At 70.4% G+C, this 15,055-nt stretch carries 14 protein-coding genes; 13 read left to right on the top strand and 1 reads right to left on the bottom strand.

Annotation, left to right across the window (positions count from 1 at the left end; translation table 11 throughout):
- The first annotated feature begins 76 nt into the window (after positions 1-76).
- The 8 genes from AC1DXJ_RS12975 to AC1DXJ_RS12940 all read left to right on the top strand — a co-directional run bounded on the left by AC1DXJ_RS12975 (position 77) and on the right by AC1DXJ_RS12940 (position 9,278).
- A complete protein-coding gene (locus tag AC1DXJ_RS12975; protein ID WP_477615243.1) occupies positions 77-835 on the top strand; it encodes an SDR family NAD(P)-dependent oxidoreductase in 759 nt (252 codons plus the stop codon).
- A 44-nt stretch (positions 836-879) separates the two neighbouring features.
- Positions 880-1,674, top strand: a complete 795-nt coding sequence (locus tag AC1DXJ_RS12970; RefSeq protein WP_477615242.1) for an SDR family NAD(P)-dependent oxidoreductase — start codon at positions 880-882, stop codon at positions 1,672-1,674.
- Positions 1,675-1,724: 50 nt separating this feature from the next.
- Complete coding sequence (locus AC1DXJ_RS12965; RefSeq protein WP_477615241.1) at positions 1,725-2,699, top strand: GlcG/HbpS family heme-binding protein; 975 nt, start codon at positions 1,725-1,727, stop codon at positions 2,697-2,699.
- Positions 2,696-3,619 (top strand): ketopantoate reductase family protein, encoded by a 924-nt coding sequence (locus tag AC1DXJ_RS12960; RefSeq protein WP_477615240.1) that lies wholly within the window; start codon positions 2,696-2,698, stop codon positions 3,617-3,619. The genes AC1DXJ_RS12965 and AC1DXJ_RS12960 overlap by 4 nt, the downstream gene beginning before the upstream one ends.
- A gap of 123 nt (positions 3,620-3,742) precedes the next feature.
- Complete coding sequence (locus AC1DXJ_RS12955) at positions 3,743-4,765, top strand: sugar ABC transporter substrate-binding protein (RefSeq protein ID WP_477615239.1); 1,023 nt, start codon at positions 3,743-3,745, stop codon at positions 4,763-4,765.
- An 11-nt stretch (positions 4,766-4,776) separates the two neighbouring features.
- On the top strand, positions 4,777-5,865 hold the full coding sequence (locus AC1DXJ_RS12950) for an ABC transporter permease (RefSeq protein WP_477615238.1): 1,089 nt from the start codon (positions 4,777-4,779) through the stop codon (positions 5,863-5,865).
- Positions 5,866-5,870: 5 nt separating this feature from the next.
- On the top strand, positions 5,871-6,650 hold the full coding sequence (locus tag AC1DXJ_RS12945) for an ATP-binding cassette domain-containing protein (RefSeq protein WP_477615237.1): 780 nt from the start codon (positions 5,871-5,873) through the stop codon (positions 6,648-6,650).
- A gap of 9 nt (positions 6,651-6,659) precedes the next feature.
- Complete coding sequence (locus AC1DXJ_RS12940) at positions 6,660-9,278, top strand: family 78 glycoside hydrolase catalytic domain (RefSeq protein ID WP_477615236.1); 2,619 nt, start codon at positions 6,660-6,662, stop codon at positions 9,276-9,278.
- A gap of 42 nt (positions 9,279-9,320) precedes the next feature.
- On the opposite strand, the gene AC1DXJ_RS12935 is transcribed toward AC1DXJ_RS12940, so the two are convergent.
- Complete coding sequence (locus tag AC1DXJ_RS12935; RefSeq protein ID WP_477615235.1) at positions 9,321-9,947, bottom strand: MBL fold metallo-hydrolase; 627 nt, start codon at positions 9,945-9,947, stop codon at positions 9,321-9,323.
- A gap of 129 nt (positions 9,948-10,076) precedes the next feature.
- On the opposite strand from AC1DXJ_RS12935, the gene AC1DXJ_RS12930 reads away from it, so the two are divergent.
- From AC1DXJ_RS12930 to AC1DXJ_RS12910, 5 genes are all read left to right on the top strand, one after another.
- Entirely contained in the window at positions 10,077-10,985 is a 909-nt protein-coding gene (locus tag AC1DXJ_RS12930) for a flavodoxin family protein (protein WP_477615234.1), read from the top strand.
- Positions 10,986-11,065: 80 nt separating this feature from the next.
- Complete coding sequence (locus AC1DXJ_RS12925) at positions 11,066-11,833, top strand: SDR family NAD(P)-dependent oxidoreductase (protein WP_477615233.1); 768 nt, start codon at positions 11,066-11,068, stop codon at positions 11,831-11,833.
- 1 nt (position 11,834) lies between these two features.
- Entirely contained in the window at positions 11,835-13,232 is a 1,398-nt protein-coding gene (locus AC1DXJ_RS12920; protein ID WP_477615232.1) for an FAD-binding oxidoreductase, read from the top strand.
- A gap of 6 nt (positions 13,233-13,238) precedes the next feature.
- Positions 13,239-13,820, top strand: a complete 582-nt coding sequence (locus AC1DXJ_RS12915; protein WP_477615231.1) for a VOC family protein — start codon at positions 13,239-13,241, stop codon at positions 13,818-13,820.
- Positions 13,735-14,979, top strand: coding sequence for a glycoside hydrolase family 1 protein (locus tag AC1DXJ_RS12910; protein WP_477615230.1), 1,245 nt, complete (start codon positions 13,735-13,737; stop codon positions 14,977-14,979). Before AC1DXJ_RS12915 ends, AC1DXJ_RS12910 begins: the two co-directional genes overlap by 86 nt.
- Positions 14,980-15,055: the final 76 nt, after the last annotated feature.

Below are 15,055 nucleotides of genomic sequence, written 5' to 3'. Positions count from 1 at the left end.
TGGACACATCGCCACCGGTGGGTTACTTTTGGAGAAAGCGACTTTCATCATACGAGAACTGCGAGAGGCAGGCAAGGTGAGCAGCTGGCTGTCCCTGCAGGATCGACCCGCCCTCGTCGTCGGAGCGGGTGGGCTCGGAGGAGCGAGCGCGCTCGGCCTCGCCACGCAGGGCGCGCACGTGGTGGTCGTCGACCGCGACGGCGAGGCCCTCGACGCCGTGGCCCGTCAGGCCAAGGAGTCCGGCTGTGAGCTGGCGACTCTCGAGGCCGACGTGGGCACGGCCGACTCCAGCCGGGCCGCCGTCGAACAGGCCGTGCGAATGGTCGGCACCCCCCAGGTGTTCCTCCACGCCGTGGGCCGCAACACCCGCCGGCCGGTGCTCGAGCTCTCCGACGAGGACTGGCAGCAGATGGTCACCCTCAACCTGTCCACGGCGTGGTGGCTCGGCCAGGAAGTCGGGCGCCGGATGGTGTCCGCGGCATACGGTCGCATGGTGTTCGTCTCCTCGGTCTCCGGCCTGCTCGCCCACCCGAACCACGCGCCCTACGCCGCGAGCAAGGGTGGCATCAACCAGATGATGCGGGTGATGGCTCGTGAGTGGGCCACCCACAACGTGACGGTCAACGCCGTCGCGCCGGGCTACATCGAGACCGAGCTGACCCGCGCCTACCTCGACACCGACGGCCACCGCGAGGAGCTCGAGTCGCTCGTGCCCGCCGGTCGGCTGGGCCGACCCGAGGAGGTTGCCGACGCGGTGACCTTCCTCGCCTCCGACCGTGCCAGGTTCGTCACGGGACAGGTCCTCTACATCGATGGTGGCCGGGTCCTCGTCTGAGGCTCTCCCGCCACCGAACCCTCCTACCGCGAAAGGCCCTCCGTATGCCGCTCAACCCCGTCCCGATCCCCCGCCGCTTCGAGGGTCGCTCAGTCGTCGTCACCGGGGCCGGCACCGGCTTCGGAGCCGAGATCGCGGTGCGCGCCGCGCAGGAGGGTGCGCGGGTCGTCGGCATCCACTACCGCAGCTCCAGGGCCGGGGCCGAGAAGACCGCCGAGCGCGTGCGCGCCGAGGGCGCGGAGACGGTGCTGCTGCAGGCCGACATCGTGCACTGGGACCAGGTGGCGGCAATGGCGGACGCGGCCTTCGAGCAGCTCGGTGGCGTGGACGTGCTGGTCAACAACGTCGGCGACGTGGCGCGCGAGCAGATGTCCTGGCGGGACATCACCGAGGAGTCGATCGACCACGTCCTCGCCGTCGACATCAAGGGCACGATGGCCTGCATCCACGAGTTCGGCAGCAGGATGCTCGACCAGGGTCACGGCAGCATCGTCAACATCGGCTCGACGGTCATCGTCCGCGGCAGCGCCCGCGCGCCGCAGTACGCCGCGGCCAAGTACGGCCTCCTCGGCGCGACCAAGTCCTACGCCCACGCCTTCGCCCCGACCGTGCGTGTCAACATCTTCGCTCCCGGATTCATCGAGACCGAGGCCACCCTCGGCCGCGAGGACTGGAAGTCCGGGCGCGGTGAGCAGCTGCGCAAGCTGACGCCGATGGGTCGCATCCCCGGTCCGGCCGACTACGCCGGCGCCGCCCTCTTCCTCGCCACCGACGACGCGGACCACATCACGGGTGGCTACCTCGTCGCGGACGGCGGCTACAACATGGTTGGCGCCTGAGGGCTTCGACCTTCCCCACGATCTGCCGTCACCCTCGGCCAGGAGCTGACATGACCCATCCCCACGACGTCCCGCTGGCCGAGGCGCGGTCGATCGTGCGACGCGCCGTGGACAAGGCCGAACAGCTCGGGCTGCGCGGCGGCGTCGCCGTCGTCGGGGCCAGTGGTGCCCTGGTGACCGCGTCGAGACTCGACCACGGCGGCCTCGGCGGCATGGCGCGCGCCACCTCGAAGGCCTGGATCTCCGCCACCCAGCAGATCCCGAGCACCGAGCACCTGCACCGGATGACGACCCTGCCGGCCCCGATCTCGAGTGGCTTCGTCGGCATATCGCCGCAGGCGATGTTTCCCGGCGCCGGCGGGATGCCCTTGCGCAACGAGGACGGTCAGGTGGTCGGCGGCATCGCGGCCTCAGGGGCGACGGTGAGCCCGTTCCTCCCCGCCGACGTCGCCCCCGAGGTGGTCAGCGCCGACGGCGCCCCGGCCAACCCCGAGGACCTGCTCATCGCCTACGCCCTGGGCGTCCCCTACGTCGGTCAGCACGGTGACGACGCCGCTCGGTGGACTGCTCGCTTCGGTGACCTGACCATCGCCCCCGAGGACAGCCTCGGCACTGCGCCCGCCCCCGGGGCCACACGGCAGGTGCAGCTGGACTGGGCCATCGCCCTGGTGGACCGTGCCATCGCAGCTGCCGCCGAGCGCGGGCTGCGCGTCGCGGTCGCGGTCGTGGACGCGGGGGGCGACCCGATCCAGCAGGACCGGATGGACGACACGCCCGGGGCCGGCGTCGAGGTGGCCCTCGCGACGGCGACGACTGCGGCGCGGTACGGAGCGGCGAGCGAGGACGTGGCGCAGCAGTTCGGCTCCGCCGTCGCGCAGCTCGGACGACTCGCTCCGTCTCCCCTCCTCACGTCTCCGGGAGGCATCCCCGTCCTGGTGGAGGGCCGCATCGTCGCGGGCCTCGGCGTGGGCGGAGTGCACCCGGACCTGTGCGCCGAGCTGGCTCGCGCGGCATACGCGTCATGACCGAGCCGACCAGGGTCGCCGTGATCGGCACCGGCGCGATCGGCAGCCTGTATGCAGCGCACCTCGCCCGGGTGCCCGACGTCGAGGTGTGGGCCGTCGACCCGTGGCGCGAGCACACTGAAACCATTGCCGCACATGGACTCCGGGTCATCGGCCGCGCCGAGTTCGTCGCACCCGTGCGCGCCGTGACCGAGGGGTCACAGCTCCCACGCTGCGACTTCGGGATCGTCGCGACGAAGGCCCAACACACCCGGGAGGCGGTCGGAGGCGCGCACACCGCGCTTCAGGACGCCACCGTCGTCAGCGTGCAGAACGGCCTGGGGAACGAAGAGGTCATCGCGGAGGTGGTGCCGCTCGTGGCCCGGGGAAGCATCGTCCCGGCCGGCGCGGTCACCGCACCTGGCATCGTCCGCTTCGACGCCCAGGGCGACACCTGGATCGGGCCTTTCGAGCCGAGCCCCGCACCGATGGAGTCCATCCGGCGCCTCGCCCTCCTTCTCACCGAGGGTGGCCTCGCGACGCATGCCCTCGCGGACGCCCGGGGGCCGCAGTGGACCAAGGTGGTCTTCAACGCCGCGACGAGCCCGATCGCCGCCTTGACCCGTCTCACCATCGGTCAGGTGTGCAGCGACCCTGCTATCCGTCGTGAAGTGGATCTCCTTGTGGCAGAGGCTCTTTCAGTCTGCGACGCCGCGGGAATCGTCCTGACGAAGTCGCCCGACGAAGCCATGGCGGAGGCGATCGAGGTGGCCTTCCACCACAAGCCGTCGATGCTCCAGGACGTCCTCGCCGGCCGTGCGACCGAGGTCGACGTGCTCAACGGCGGCATCGCCGCCGAGGGCAGGCGGCGCGGGATCGCGACCCCGCGACACGACCTCATGTGCGCGCTGCTGCACGGCCTCGAAGCCTCCCGATCCTGATTTCGCGGAAGGCGTTTACAAGCGCCGCGCGACCGCCTACAGTTACCATAACCGAAATCGACTTTCACAATGCGAGAGTCGAACCGAACATCCACAGCCACGCACTCAAAGAGGAGACCGACCGTGAGCACCCCCCGTCGGCGTCACGCCCGCACCCTGTCCGTCGTCACGGTCGGCCTGACCGTCACCGCCCTGTCCGCCTGCGCCTCGGGGACGGGGTCGGGGTCGGACACCTCGTCCTCGTCGACCTCGAGCTCCTCGAGCTCGTCCAGCGGGGCCGCCTCGACCCTCCCCAAGACCCTGGTCTTCTCGCCGATCTCGCTCGCCCCGCCGGCCCTTCAGGGACTGTCGAAGGGCGTCCAGGGATACGGCGGGTCGAAGGGCTGGCAGGTCATCGTCCAGGACCCGAACTTCAACCCCAGCAAGCAGACCCAGGACCTCAGCGCCGTGATCGACTCCGGGCGAGCCGGCGCCGCCTGGGTCCTCGCCGTCGCGCCCAAGGGCTTCGGCGACATGCTGAAGAAGGCCCAGGCCAAGGGTGTGCCGATCCTGGTCAACGGCAAGCCCGAGGAGTACGGCCTCTCGGGCCCCCAGCCCGGCATCACGTTCGACTACATCGACTACACCCAGGCCGGCACCGCGCTCGGTGACCAGCTCGGCAAGTGCATCACCAGCAAGCTCGGGGGCAACGCGGACGTTCTGTTCTCCACGTCGGCCGCCGGTAGCGCGGGCAAGCAGGAGATGGAGGACGCCGCGAAGAAGGCCCTGGCGGCGGCTGCTCCCAACGCCAAGATCGTCGACGAGCAGAGCATCGTCGACCGCACCAAGGGCGTGACGACGATCGCAAGCGTCCTTCAGGGGCACCCGAACGTCAAGGCTGTCATGTCCACCGGCGACGAAGGCACCCTCGCCGCCATCACGGCGTTCAAGTCGGCGGGCAAGACCCTCGGCTGCAACGTCGACTTCGGTGGCAACGACGAGGTCCTCGCCCTCGTGAAGTCGGGTGCAGTCTTCGCCTCCGTCGCTCTGCAGTTCCAGGCCGACATGGCTCAGTCCTTCGACACGCTGGTCAAGATGCAGGCAGACCCGAAGGCGGTCGGCCAGGTGCTGGTCGTGCCGCAGAAGATCGTCACCCAGAACGGCTGAGCGAGCTCCCCATGAACGCCACCCCCACGACCCCGCGCGCGGCCGCTCCCTCCAGTGAGGGGGCGGCCGGGACGCCGGATGCCGTTGCTCCCCCGCGTCCCGCCAAGGACCCGATCGGTATCCGCGCCCTGATCTTCGTCCGCGAGCGCGGGATCTTCGTCCTCTGGGCTCTGATCATCGTGATCTTCTCGGTGTGGGCGAGTCCCTTCTTCGGGACGTTCGACAACGCCATCCTCATTGCCAACGGCGCGGCCCTCACGGCGATCTTCGCCGCCGGAGTGGCGGTCGGCATCATCTGCGGGGCCCTCGACCTCTCGATCCCCGGCGTGGCGGCGGTCGCCAGCTGCACCACGGGGTGGCTCATGACCCACGGCCAGCTCGTCATCGTCTCGATCGCCGCAGGCATCGCGGTGGGTGCGCTCGTCGGGGTCGCGAACGGCCTCATCTCACTGCGCGGGTTCAACCCCATCATCGTCACGATCGGCACGCTCTCGATCACGAGTGCCGCCGCGGCCCTCATCGCCGGCGGCTACACCTTCCCGGGCCTGACGAACTTGAACTTCATGGGCACGCAGCGCTACCTCGGCGTGCCCGCACCGGTCTGGATCGTCGCCGTGCTCTTCGTCATCGTCACGGTCTTCCTCACCCGGACCCGCGACGGCATCCGGATGATGGCGGTCGGCGGCAACGCCGAGGCGGTGCGACGCTCGGGCATCCACAGCGACCGCTACAAGGTCGCCGGCTTCGTCATCAGCTCCGTGTGCGCCGCCCTCGGAGGCCTGGTCACGACGGCGGTCGTCACCGAGGCGAGCCCCTCAGCCAGTCCGGGCATCATCTTCGACGCCCTCACCGCCGTCGCCCTGGCCGGCGTCTCCCTCGCCGGTGGGCGGGGCAGCCTGCCCCGCGTCCTCGTCGGTGCCCTCGTGCTGGCCACGATCACCAACGGCCTGACCGTCAAGGGAGTGCAGCCCTACTGGGCCACCGGCGTGACCGGTGTCCTGCTGCTCGCCTCTCTCGGCCTCGAGAAGTGGGTCTCGACGGCGGTCTCCACCCGCCTGATGACCACGGCACAGGCCTCCGTCCACACCGGCACGAGGTGAGTCGCATGACCGACACCGCACCCGCCCTGCAGCTCGAGGGCGTCGACATGCACTACGGCTTCGTCCGCGCCCTCGACGGGATCGACTTCCAGGTCAACCAGGGCGAGGTCGTCGGTCTCCTCGGCGACAACGGCGCCGGCAAGTCGACCCTGCTCAAGATCATGTCGGGGGCCCACCGCCCCACCGGAGGAACCCTCCGGGTCCACGGCCACGAGAAGGTGTTCTCGGCCCCGAGCGACGCCACGGCGGCCGGGATCCAGATGGTCTACCAGGACCTCGCACTCGTCGACGCCCTCGACATCTCCACCAACCTCAACATCGGTCGCGAGATCATCCGCAAGGGACCGCTCGGCTGGCTGGGTTTCGTCGACCACCGGGCGCAGCGCAAGCGCTCCGAGGCGGAGCTCGAGCGCCTGGGCGTCCGCACCGCTGCGATGACCCGTCCGGTCGAGATGCTCTCCGGCGGTCAGCGACAGGTCGTCGCCCTGGCCCGCAGCGCGACCCGGGTCACCGGTGACCAGAACGGCGTCCTGCTGCTCGACGAGCCCACGGCCGCCCTCGGCTACGAGCAGACGCTCCAGGTCCAGAACCTCATCCGCCGCATGGCCGACCAGGGCATCGCGTGCGTCCTCGTGACCCACAACCTGCCGCTGGCCATGACCGTCTGCGACCGGATCGCCGTCCTCAACCGCGGCAAGCTGGTCGCCGACGTCCCCACTGCCGAGACCGAGAACGACCACCTCGTCGGCTGGATCACTGGGGCGCGCGCCTCGATGTTCGTCTGACCGCCTGCCGTGAGCACCCCTCTCCCGCCGACGAACCTGCGCGTCGACGTCGTCGGCGGCGACTTCTTCGGCCGCGGTGACCAGCCCGCCCTGAGCTGGTGGCTGCCCGTGGGCGCCACCGCACAGGTGGCCTACGCGATCCGGACCGGGGACGGCTACGAGACCGGCCGGGTCGAGGGTCGACAGCAGGGCTTCGTCGTCGTCCCCGTCTTCGACCGCTCGAGGCGGCGCACGTCGGCACGGGTCAAGGTCTGGACCGACCTCGGCGAGAGCGACTGGAGCGGCGCCGTCGAGCTCGACAGCGGGCTGCTCGAGGACGCGGACTGGCAGGGCTCCTGGATCGGTCCGCGCGAAGGTGAGGTGCCCCCCAAGGGGCGGAGACCGGCATACTGGCTGCGGTCGACGTTCCATGCCCAATCCGGCACTCCGGCAACCCTTTTCGCTACCGCCCTCGGCCTCTACGAGGTGTGGCTCAACGGCCGGCGCGTGGGCGACGCGGAGCTCACTCCCGGTTACACGCAGTACCGCGACCGGGTCCAGTACCAGTCTCACGTGGTCGACGACCTGCTCGTCGACGGCGAGAACGTCGTGGCGGTCCTGCTCGCCGACGGCTGGTTCCGCGGGCAGGTGGGTATGCCGCGCGCCGGGGACCAGTTCGGGACGCAGACTGCCGTGCGGCTCCAGCTCGAGTCGGGCGACGGCGCCACCCTCACCACCAGCGGTCCGGGTTGGCTGAGCGGGCCGTCGCACCTCCTGGTCGCCGACCTCATCGGAGGACAGGAGGAGGACCATCGGCGTCTGGACCCGTCCGTCCACGACCCCGCTCACACCCCCGCCGGCTTCGCCCCCGCCGAGGCGCGGGACCCCGATGTGCGGGTCGTCCGGTCGATCGCGCCGCCCGTGCGCCCGATCGAGGAGCTCGTGCCGGCCTCGGTGACGAGGCTGCCCGACGGAGCGAGCCTGGTCGACCTCGGCCAGAACATCACCGGGCGGGTGCGACTCGCGGACCTCGGCCCGGCCGGCACGACAGTGACCCTGCGGCACGGTGAGCACCTGGTGGGCGGCGACCTCACGACGGCGCACCTCGACGTCGACGTGCCGATCTTCCCCGAGAAGCTGCCCGTCGGGCAGGTCGACGTGGTCACGTCCGCCGGCGTCGAGGGCGACGTCTTCGAACCCCGGTTCACCACGCACGGGTTCCAGTACGTCCGGGTGGAGGGACTCCCCCACTCACTCGCCGAGACGGACCTCACCGGGGTGGCGATCCACAGCGACCTGCGGCGGACCGGGTGGTTCGAGTGCAGTGACGAGCGGCTCAACTGGCTGCACGAGGCGACCGTCTGGTCGCTGCGCGACAACATCGTCGACATCCCCACGGACTGCCCCCAGCGTGAACGCTCGGGCTGGACCGGGGACTGGCAGATCTTCGCGCCGACGGCGGCCTTCCTCTTCGACGTCGGCGCCTTCACTCGCAAGTGGCTGCGCGACGTGGCCCTCGACCAGCGCGCCGACGGGTGCGTCGCGAACATCTCCCCCGCCTCCCCGATCGAGGGCTTCGACGGTCCTGTCGGCCGCGTGAACGGGTCCGCCGGATGGGGCGACGTCGTCGTCAGCGCCCCGTGGGACCTGCACGAGGCCTACGGCGACGCGCACCTCCTTCGGGAGGGTTGGCCAGCCCTCATGAAGTGGTTGAGGTATGCCGCGGGGCAGGCCGCCAGCCAGCGTCACCCGAGCCGTTCCGGGTCCGACCCCCAGCCTCACGAGGCGTACCTGTGGGACACCGGGTTCCACTGGGGTGAGTGGCTCGAGCCGGGGGTCGACCTCCACGACTTCTTCGCCTTTGCCAGCGCCGACAAGTCAGAGGTCGCCACGGGCTACCTCCACCGGTCAGCCGTCCAAGCCGCCCGCATGGGCGAGGTCGTCGGCGCATCCGCTTCGGAGACCCAGTGGCTGGACGGACTTGCGGCTGGGACCTTGGCGGCCTGGCGGGCCGAGTTCGTCGACGACACGGGTCGGCTGTCGGTGCAGACGCAGGCAGCCCACGTCCGGGCCCTGTCCTTCGGCCTGGTTCCCGAGCAGCACCGTGCCGCCGTGGCGGACCGGCTGGTCGAGCTGATCCGGGAGGCCGGCGACCACCTCGCCACAGGATTCCTCTCCACTGCCATGCTGCTGCCGACCCTGGCCGACCACGGCCACCTCGACACGGCCTACGACGTGCTCCTGCAGGACACCCAGCCGTCCTGGCTCGTGATGCGCGAGCGCGGCGCGACCACCGTGTGGGAGCGCTGGGAGGGAGTGGACGCCGACGGAGAGGCCCACGAGTCGCTCAACCACTACAGCAAGGGCGCCGTGATCTCCTTCCTCCACCGGTACGTCGCGGGACTGGTGCCCACCTCCCCGGGATACCGGACGTTCCGGGTCGAGCCACGGCCCGGCGGAGGGCTGACCTCGGCCCGTGCCGACCTCGACAGCCCGTTCGGCCCGATCAGCAGCGCCTGGCAGATCACCGACGGGATCCTGCGGTTGGACGTCAGGGTCCCGCCGGGCACAAAGGCGATCGTCGTGCTGCCCGACGGGGCCAGACACCAGGCCTCCCCCGGCACGCACACCTGGACCTCGACGACCTGACCTTCCCCACCCTTCGTCGACCTGACTACTCGTCGACCCGGCTCAGACCTCGGTCGCCTCTCCGCGGGCGAGCCGGCGGACCACGTCGTCGGCGCTGAAGGCAGCGAGCATCCCGGCATACTTCACCGGGTCCGTGGTCTCGCCCTCGTGGATCGGGATGGCGAGGCGTGGCGCGACCTCGGCGACGTAGTCAACGGCCTCGGACAGCTTCAGCCACGGTGCGTCGATCGGGACGGCCAGGACGTCGATGTCGCGGTGGGGCACCACGAACGAGTCCCCGGGATGCAGCAGCGCGCCGTCGCCGACCAGGTAGGCGTTGTTGGTGCAGCCGGGCACCGGCCCCCAGACCGGGGCGTGGATTCCGCCGAGCACGTCGACGACGACGCCGCCCAGCCGGAGTCGTTCTCCCGGACGCACGACCCGAGCCTCGGGCAACCCGACGACTGCCTCGGCCGTGTCGGGGTCGATCACCAACGCGGCTGACGGGTTCGCCGTCACCAGCTCGCGGACCCCCGCCGGATCGAGGTGGTCACCGTGCTGGTGGGTGACGAGGATCGCGGTCAGGTCGGTCACGCCCGAGACGTCCGAGAACACGCCGGGATCGATGAGCAGCCGGGTGCCGTCGAGGTCGACGAGCAGGCAGGCGTGGCCGAGGTGGGTGATCCGCATTTCGAGCTCCTTGGGGTCCGCGCTTCCGTTCGCAACGAGTTCAGCGTACTCTCACTGTGAGAAGAAGACTTCCGCAGAGCAAGAGTTGTTCGACTGCTTCACGATGGCCGCCGCCACCCAGGAGTTCTGATGACCATGCGTATCCTCGGCCTCGGTGCTGGCGCCCCGGGAGGTAGCGCCGAGATCCTGCTCAAGGAGGCCCTGCGGGCCGCGCAGTCCGACAACGTCGCCGTCGAGCTGGTCCGCCTCGAGGAGCTGCGCTACGGCACCGGGGCCGGTCAGACCGGCGACGACGACGTCCCGTGGCTGTGGGAACGTCTCCTCGACTGTGACGGCCTCGTCGTCAGCGCCCCGATCTTCAGCCGGACCGTCCCGGCGGTCGTCAAGGTCGTCGTCGACCGTCTCCTCGGGCCCAACGCCGATGCGGCGATCGTCCGCACGATGCTCGACATGCAGGCCCGCGGGGAGCAGCCGGCCATGGCCTTCCGCCTCGACGAGCGGGTGCTCAAGCCGCGCGTCGCCGGACTGATGGCCGTAGGAGGCTCGCTCGTCGGTCGGTGGCACACGCTCGCCCTCCCGGTCCTGCACACCCTGACGTTCTCCATGCAGACCGCCGTGGTCGACCAGCTGGTCGTCAGCGGCTGCGGCACCCCCAAGTCGGTGGTCCTCGACACTGCTGCCCTCGAGCGCGCCGGCCAGCTCGGGCGGCACGTCGCCGGCCAGCTCGGCCGCCCGTTCGACGAGGCCGTGTATGCCGGCGAGCCCGGGGTGTGCCCGCTGTGCCACCTGTCAGTCATCGAGCTGCGCGGCCGGGAGGTCGAGTGCGCGACCTGCGGTGCGCAAGGGCTCCTGCAGTCCGACGGCTCCGTCGAATGGACCTCCCTGGACACCTCGGTGATCACCATGGCGGAGAAGCACGAGCACTACCGCGAGATCATCGAGACCGCGCAGCGGCACGGGGCGGAGCGGTCCCGGATCGACGGCCTCGCGGCCGCCTACGACTCGTTCGATCCTGTCGTCCACCCGGAAGGGAACTGACCCATGCACGTCCTCATCGCCGGCGGCGGTCAGCCCGGAGGGCCGTCTTGCAGGCAGGGTGCCGATTCGGGAGCTCCGGCATGAGCGGACGGCTGGCGGGCAAGGTCGCCCTGGTCACGGGGACCGGTGGAGGCATCGGACGGGCGACGGCCCAGGTCCTCGCCCGCGAAGGGGCGCACGTCGTCGGCTGCGACCTCGACCCGGAGGCGTCGGCGGAAACGGTTCGGCTGGTGCGCGACACCGGCGGCCGGATGGATGCCATCGCGCCGGTCGACCTCGCCAGCGCGGAGGGGGCTGCTGCCTACGTCGACGAGGCAGTACGGCTCGCGGGGGCGGTCGACATCCTCGTCAACAATGCCTCGGCCATCCGCTTCGGGGCCATCGACGAGCTGTCGGTGGACGACTGGGCTTTTACGATCCGCAACGAGCTCGACATCGTCTACTACGCCATCCGCGCGGCCTGGCCCCACCTCAAGGAGCGTGGCGGGTCGATCGTCAACCTCGGCTCCATCTCGGGGTCGCGCGGAGCCTTCTTCATGCCGCAGAACGCCCACGGCGCCGCCAAGGGAGGGGTCCTGGCGTTGACCTGCCAGCTCGCCGTCGAAGGCGGGCCGCTGGGCATCCGGGTGAATGCCGTCAGCCCGGCGATGACCGAGACTCCCCACACCGCACCGATGTTGCGGGACCCCCACGGTCCAGCCGCCGACATCGTCGCCCGGATCCCGTTGCGCAAGTTGGGCCAGCCCGAGGACATCGCCAACGCGATCCTGTTCCTCGCCAGCGACGAGGCCGGCCACATCACGGGGGTCAACCTGCCCGTCGACGGCGGAACGGCGGCGGTGGGCTGAGATGAACCAGGAAGACCAGGTGGCCGTCGGCAACCCGGCATTCTCCGGGAGGTACGTCGAGCGGGGCGACACGGCATACGACCAGGCGCGGGTGGGACGGATCTTCAACGAGCGGCGCGAGGACCGCTATCCCGCGGCCGTGCTCGAGGCGGCGTCGATCGACGATATCGTCGCAGGCATCCGGCTTGCACGACAACGAGGTTGGCGCGTCTCGGTCCGCTCGGGTGGTCACTCGTGGGCAGCCTGGAGCCTGCGGCAGGACGCCTTGCTGATCGACCTGGCCGCTCTCCGCTCGATCGAGTACGACGACGCGACTGGCATCGTCGTAGCAGGGCCGGCAACGAGGGGAGGACTGGAGCTGGCGCCGTTCCTCGCAGAGCGTGGACGAGCCTTCCCCGGCGGACACTGCCCATCGGTCGGCATCGGCGGCTTCCTGCTCCAGGGCGGCCAGGGGTGGAACAGCCGATCCCGGGGCTGGGCCTGCGAGAGCGTCGTCGGCGTCGAGGTGGTGACGGCCGACGGCGTTCTGGTCCACGCCAGCGCCGACCAGAACGCCGATCTCTACTGGGCGGCTCGAGGGTCCGGTCCCGGCTTCCCGGGCGTCGTCGTCGCCTTCCACCTGCAGACCTATGCCGCCCCCCGGGTCATGTGGCACGACACCTGGACCTTTCCCCTCGCCGAGGGGGAGGCGTTGCTGCACTGGATGCACGATCTCCTGCCCTCCCTGGATCGGCGAGTGGAACCGGTGATCGCTGCGACGAGGCTGCCGAACGTCCCACTGCACCAAGGCGTGGAGCACCCCGGCGGCACCACCCTGCTCATCCACACGACGGTCATGGCCGACACCGACGACGAGTGCGCCGAGCTCCTGCGCCCCTTCGCAGACGGACCGCTGACGGGACGCGAGCTCGGCCACGTCCAGGGACGGACGACGATCCTGGACGAGAACGTGGTGCAGGCCGAGCAGAACCCGGAGAGCCACCGGTACGCCGTCGACTGCACCTGGACCGACGCCGGCGCAGCCGACCTCGCCCCGCCACTGACCCGGCTGTGGAGCGAGCTGGACACGGAGCACTCCTTCTCGATCTGGTACGGCTGGGCGCCCACCCGCGAGCTGCCCGACATGGCGTTCTCCGTCGAGGGCAACGTCTACGTCGCCACCTACGCGATCTACACCGACCCTGCCGACGATGAGCACTACCGGACCTGGGTGCACGACCGGACGGCTTCGGTCGCGGCACAGGGCGGCGTCGGTGTCTACCTCGGCGACACGGACTTCGGCCGGCGCAATGACCGCTTCCTGTCGGACGAGCACTACGACCGGCTGGAGCAGATCAGGGCTGCGCGCGATCCGCAGGGCCGGTTCGAGACCTACTTGACGGCGACCCGGACGGACTGAACGTCCATGGCTGACAACGGGATCCAACCCCGACTCGACCACGTCGGCCTCGGCGTTGCCGACCTCGGCAGAGCAGCGGACTGGTATGCCGCGGCGTTGGGTTACGAGCGCGAGCTCACCCTGCGGGTCGACGCCCTCGACCTCGACATCGTCATGCTCAGGCATCCACAGCACGGGGACCGGCTCGAGCTCCTGCACCGTCCCGGAAGCGCCCCAGGGCTGCGGGCGCAGGACCCGGGCGAAGCGGCCCTGTCCGAGACGTTCAGCCACGTCGCCTTCGACGTGGATGGGCTCGACGCGGCCTACGAGCACGTCATCGCGCTCGGGGCGCGGCCGGTCATGTCGCCGCGGCCGTCGCCAGAGCCCGGCGTGCGGATGGCCTACGTGGCGGATCCCGAGGGCAACCTCGTCGAGCTGCTCGACCGGACGAACCTCGTCACGCCCACCCCGAGCAGCCACCCGCCGGACCGACTCACCGACCACACCCATCAAGGAGAACACCATGACCGACATCGCGATGCCCAAGGGCTTCCTCTGGGGGGTCTCGACCGCCGGCCACCAGAACGAAGGCGACAACACCAACAGTGACACGTGGTTCCTCGAGCACACCGACCCCACTCCCTTCCGCGAGCCCTCCGGCAAGGCGACGAACAACTGGGTCCGGTGGCAGGAGGACATCGACCTGGTGAAGGACATGGGGCTGAATGCCTATCGCTTCTCCGTCGAGTGGGCTCGGGTCGAACCCGACGAGGGCACCTTCTCCCCCGAAGCTCTCGACCACTACGAGGCCATGGTCGACGGCTGCATCGCGGTGGGGCTGGCGCCGGTCATCACCTTCAACCACTTCACCGCGCCGCACTGGTTCGCCGCCAAGGGCGGCTGGCTGGCCGCGGACGCCCCTGAGCTCTTTGCCCGCTACTGCGGAGCCGTGATGGACCGGTTCGGCGACCGCATCTCCCATGCGGTGACGCTCAACGAGCCGAACCTGCCCCGGCTCCTCTCGTGGCTGCACATCCCCCAGTTCGTCCACGACCTGGAGCGGGCGAACCTGGAGGCGGCCGGGGTCTCAGCAGGCGTCGAGCGGTACCGCGCGTCCAACGTCGTAGTGCCGGAGGAGTTCGACGCGATCGGCGACGGGCTCACTGCCGGCCACCGGGCCGCGAAGGCCGCCATCAAGGAACGCCGCCCCGACCTGCCAGTCGGCTTCTCGATCGCCGTCGTCGACGACGTGGTGGCCGGTGACGACGCCTCCGTCCGCGACCGGAAGCGCGCCGAGGTCTATGGCCGGTGGTTCGAGCTGGCCAGGGACGACGACTTCGTCGGCGTCCAGAACTACGAACGGATGGCCTACGACGGCACGGGCGAGGTCCCTCCGCCCGCCGACGCCGAGCGAAACCAGATGGGCTCAGCGATCGAGCCGGCCTCCCTCGGGGGCGCGGTCCGGTACACCTTCGAGGAGACGGGTGTGCCGATCCTGGTCACCGAGCACGGCATGGCGACCGCCGACGACCGCCAGCGAGCCGCGTTCCTGGCACCGGCCCTCGACGGGCTCCTCGCCGCCATGGCGGACGGGGTACCGGTGCTGGGTTACCTCCACTGGACCCTGCTCGACAACTTCGAGTGGGTCTTCGGCTACGAGTCGGCACTCGGGCTCCACGAGGTCGATCGCGAGACCTTCGCCCGGACGCCCAAACCCAGCGCGGCGGCATACGCGGCCCTGGTGCGGCGACACTCGAGCGCAGAGTGACCTCCTTTCCCCCCGCTGGGTCGATGTCACCGCGCCGGGGACCCCCTGCGCGGTGACGTCAATCCGATCGCGTCCC

The sequence above is a fragment of the Pedococcus sp. P2_D9 genome, from assembly GCF_056404275.1.
The sequence above is the reverse complement of the archived record's forward strand: the minus strand, read 5'-3'. Positions and strand labels throughout refer to the sequence as shown.

Coding starts and splice junctions, on each gene's coding strand:
- AC1DXJ_RS12970 (WP_477615242.1), top strand. CDS start 880: ATGCCGCTCAACCCCGTCCCGATCCCCCGCCGCTTCGAGGGTCGCTCA.
- AC1DXJ_RS12910 (WP_477615230.1), top strand. CDS start 13,735: ATGACCGACATCGCGATGCCCAAGGGCTTCCTCTGGGGGGTCTCGACC.
- AC1DXJ_RS12960 (WP_477615240.1), top strand. CDS start 2,696: ATGACCGAGCCGACCAGGGTCGCCGTGATCGGCACCGGCGCGATCGGC.
- AC1DXJ_RS12950 (WP_477615238.1), top strand. CDS start 4,777: ATGAACGCCACCCCCACGACCCCGCGCGCGGCCGCTCCCTCCAGTGAG.
- AC1DXJ_RS12965 (WP_477615241.1), top strand. CDS start 1,725: ATGACCCATCCCCACGACGTCCCGCTGGCCGAGGCGCGGTCGATCGTG.
- AC1DXJ_RS12945 (WP_477615237.1), top strand. CDS start 5,871: ATGACCGACACCGCACCCGCCCTGCAGCTCGAGGGCGTCGACATGCAC.
- AC1DXJ_RS12920 (WP_477615232.1), top strand. CDS start 11,835: ATGAACCAGGAAGACCAGGTGGCCGTCGGCAACCCGGCATTCTCCGGG.
- AC1DXJ_RS12930 (WP_477615234.1), top strand. CDS start 10,077: ATGACCATGCGTATCCTCGGCCTCGGTGCTGGCGCCCCGGGAGGTAGC.
- AC1DXJ_RS12915 (WP_477615231.1), top strand. CDS start 13,239: ATGGCTGACAACGGGATCCAACCCCGACTCGACCACGTCGGCCTCGGC.
- AC1DXJ_RS12935 (WP_477615235.1), bottom strand. CDS start 9,947: ATGCGGATCACCCACCTCGGCCACGCCTGCCTGCTCGTCGACCTCGAC.
- AC1DXJ_RS12925 (WP_477615233.1), top strand. CDS start 11,066: ATGAGCGGACGGCTGGCGGGCAAGGTCGCCCTGGTCACGGGGACCGGT.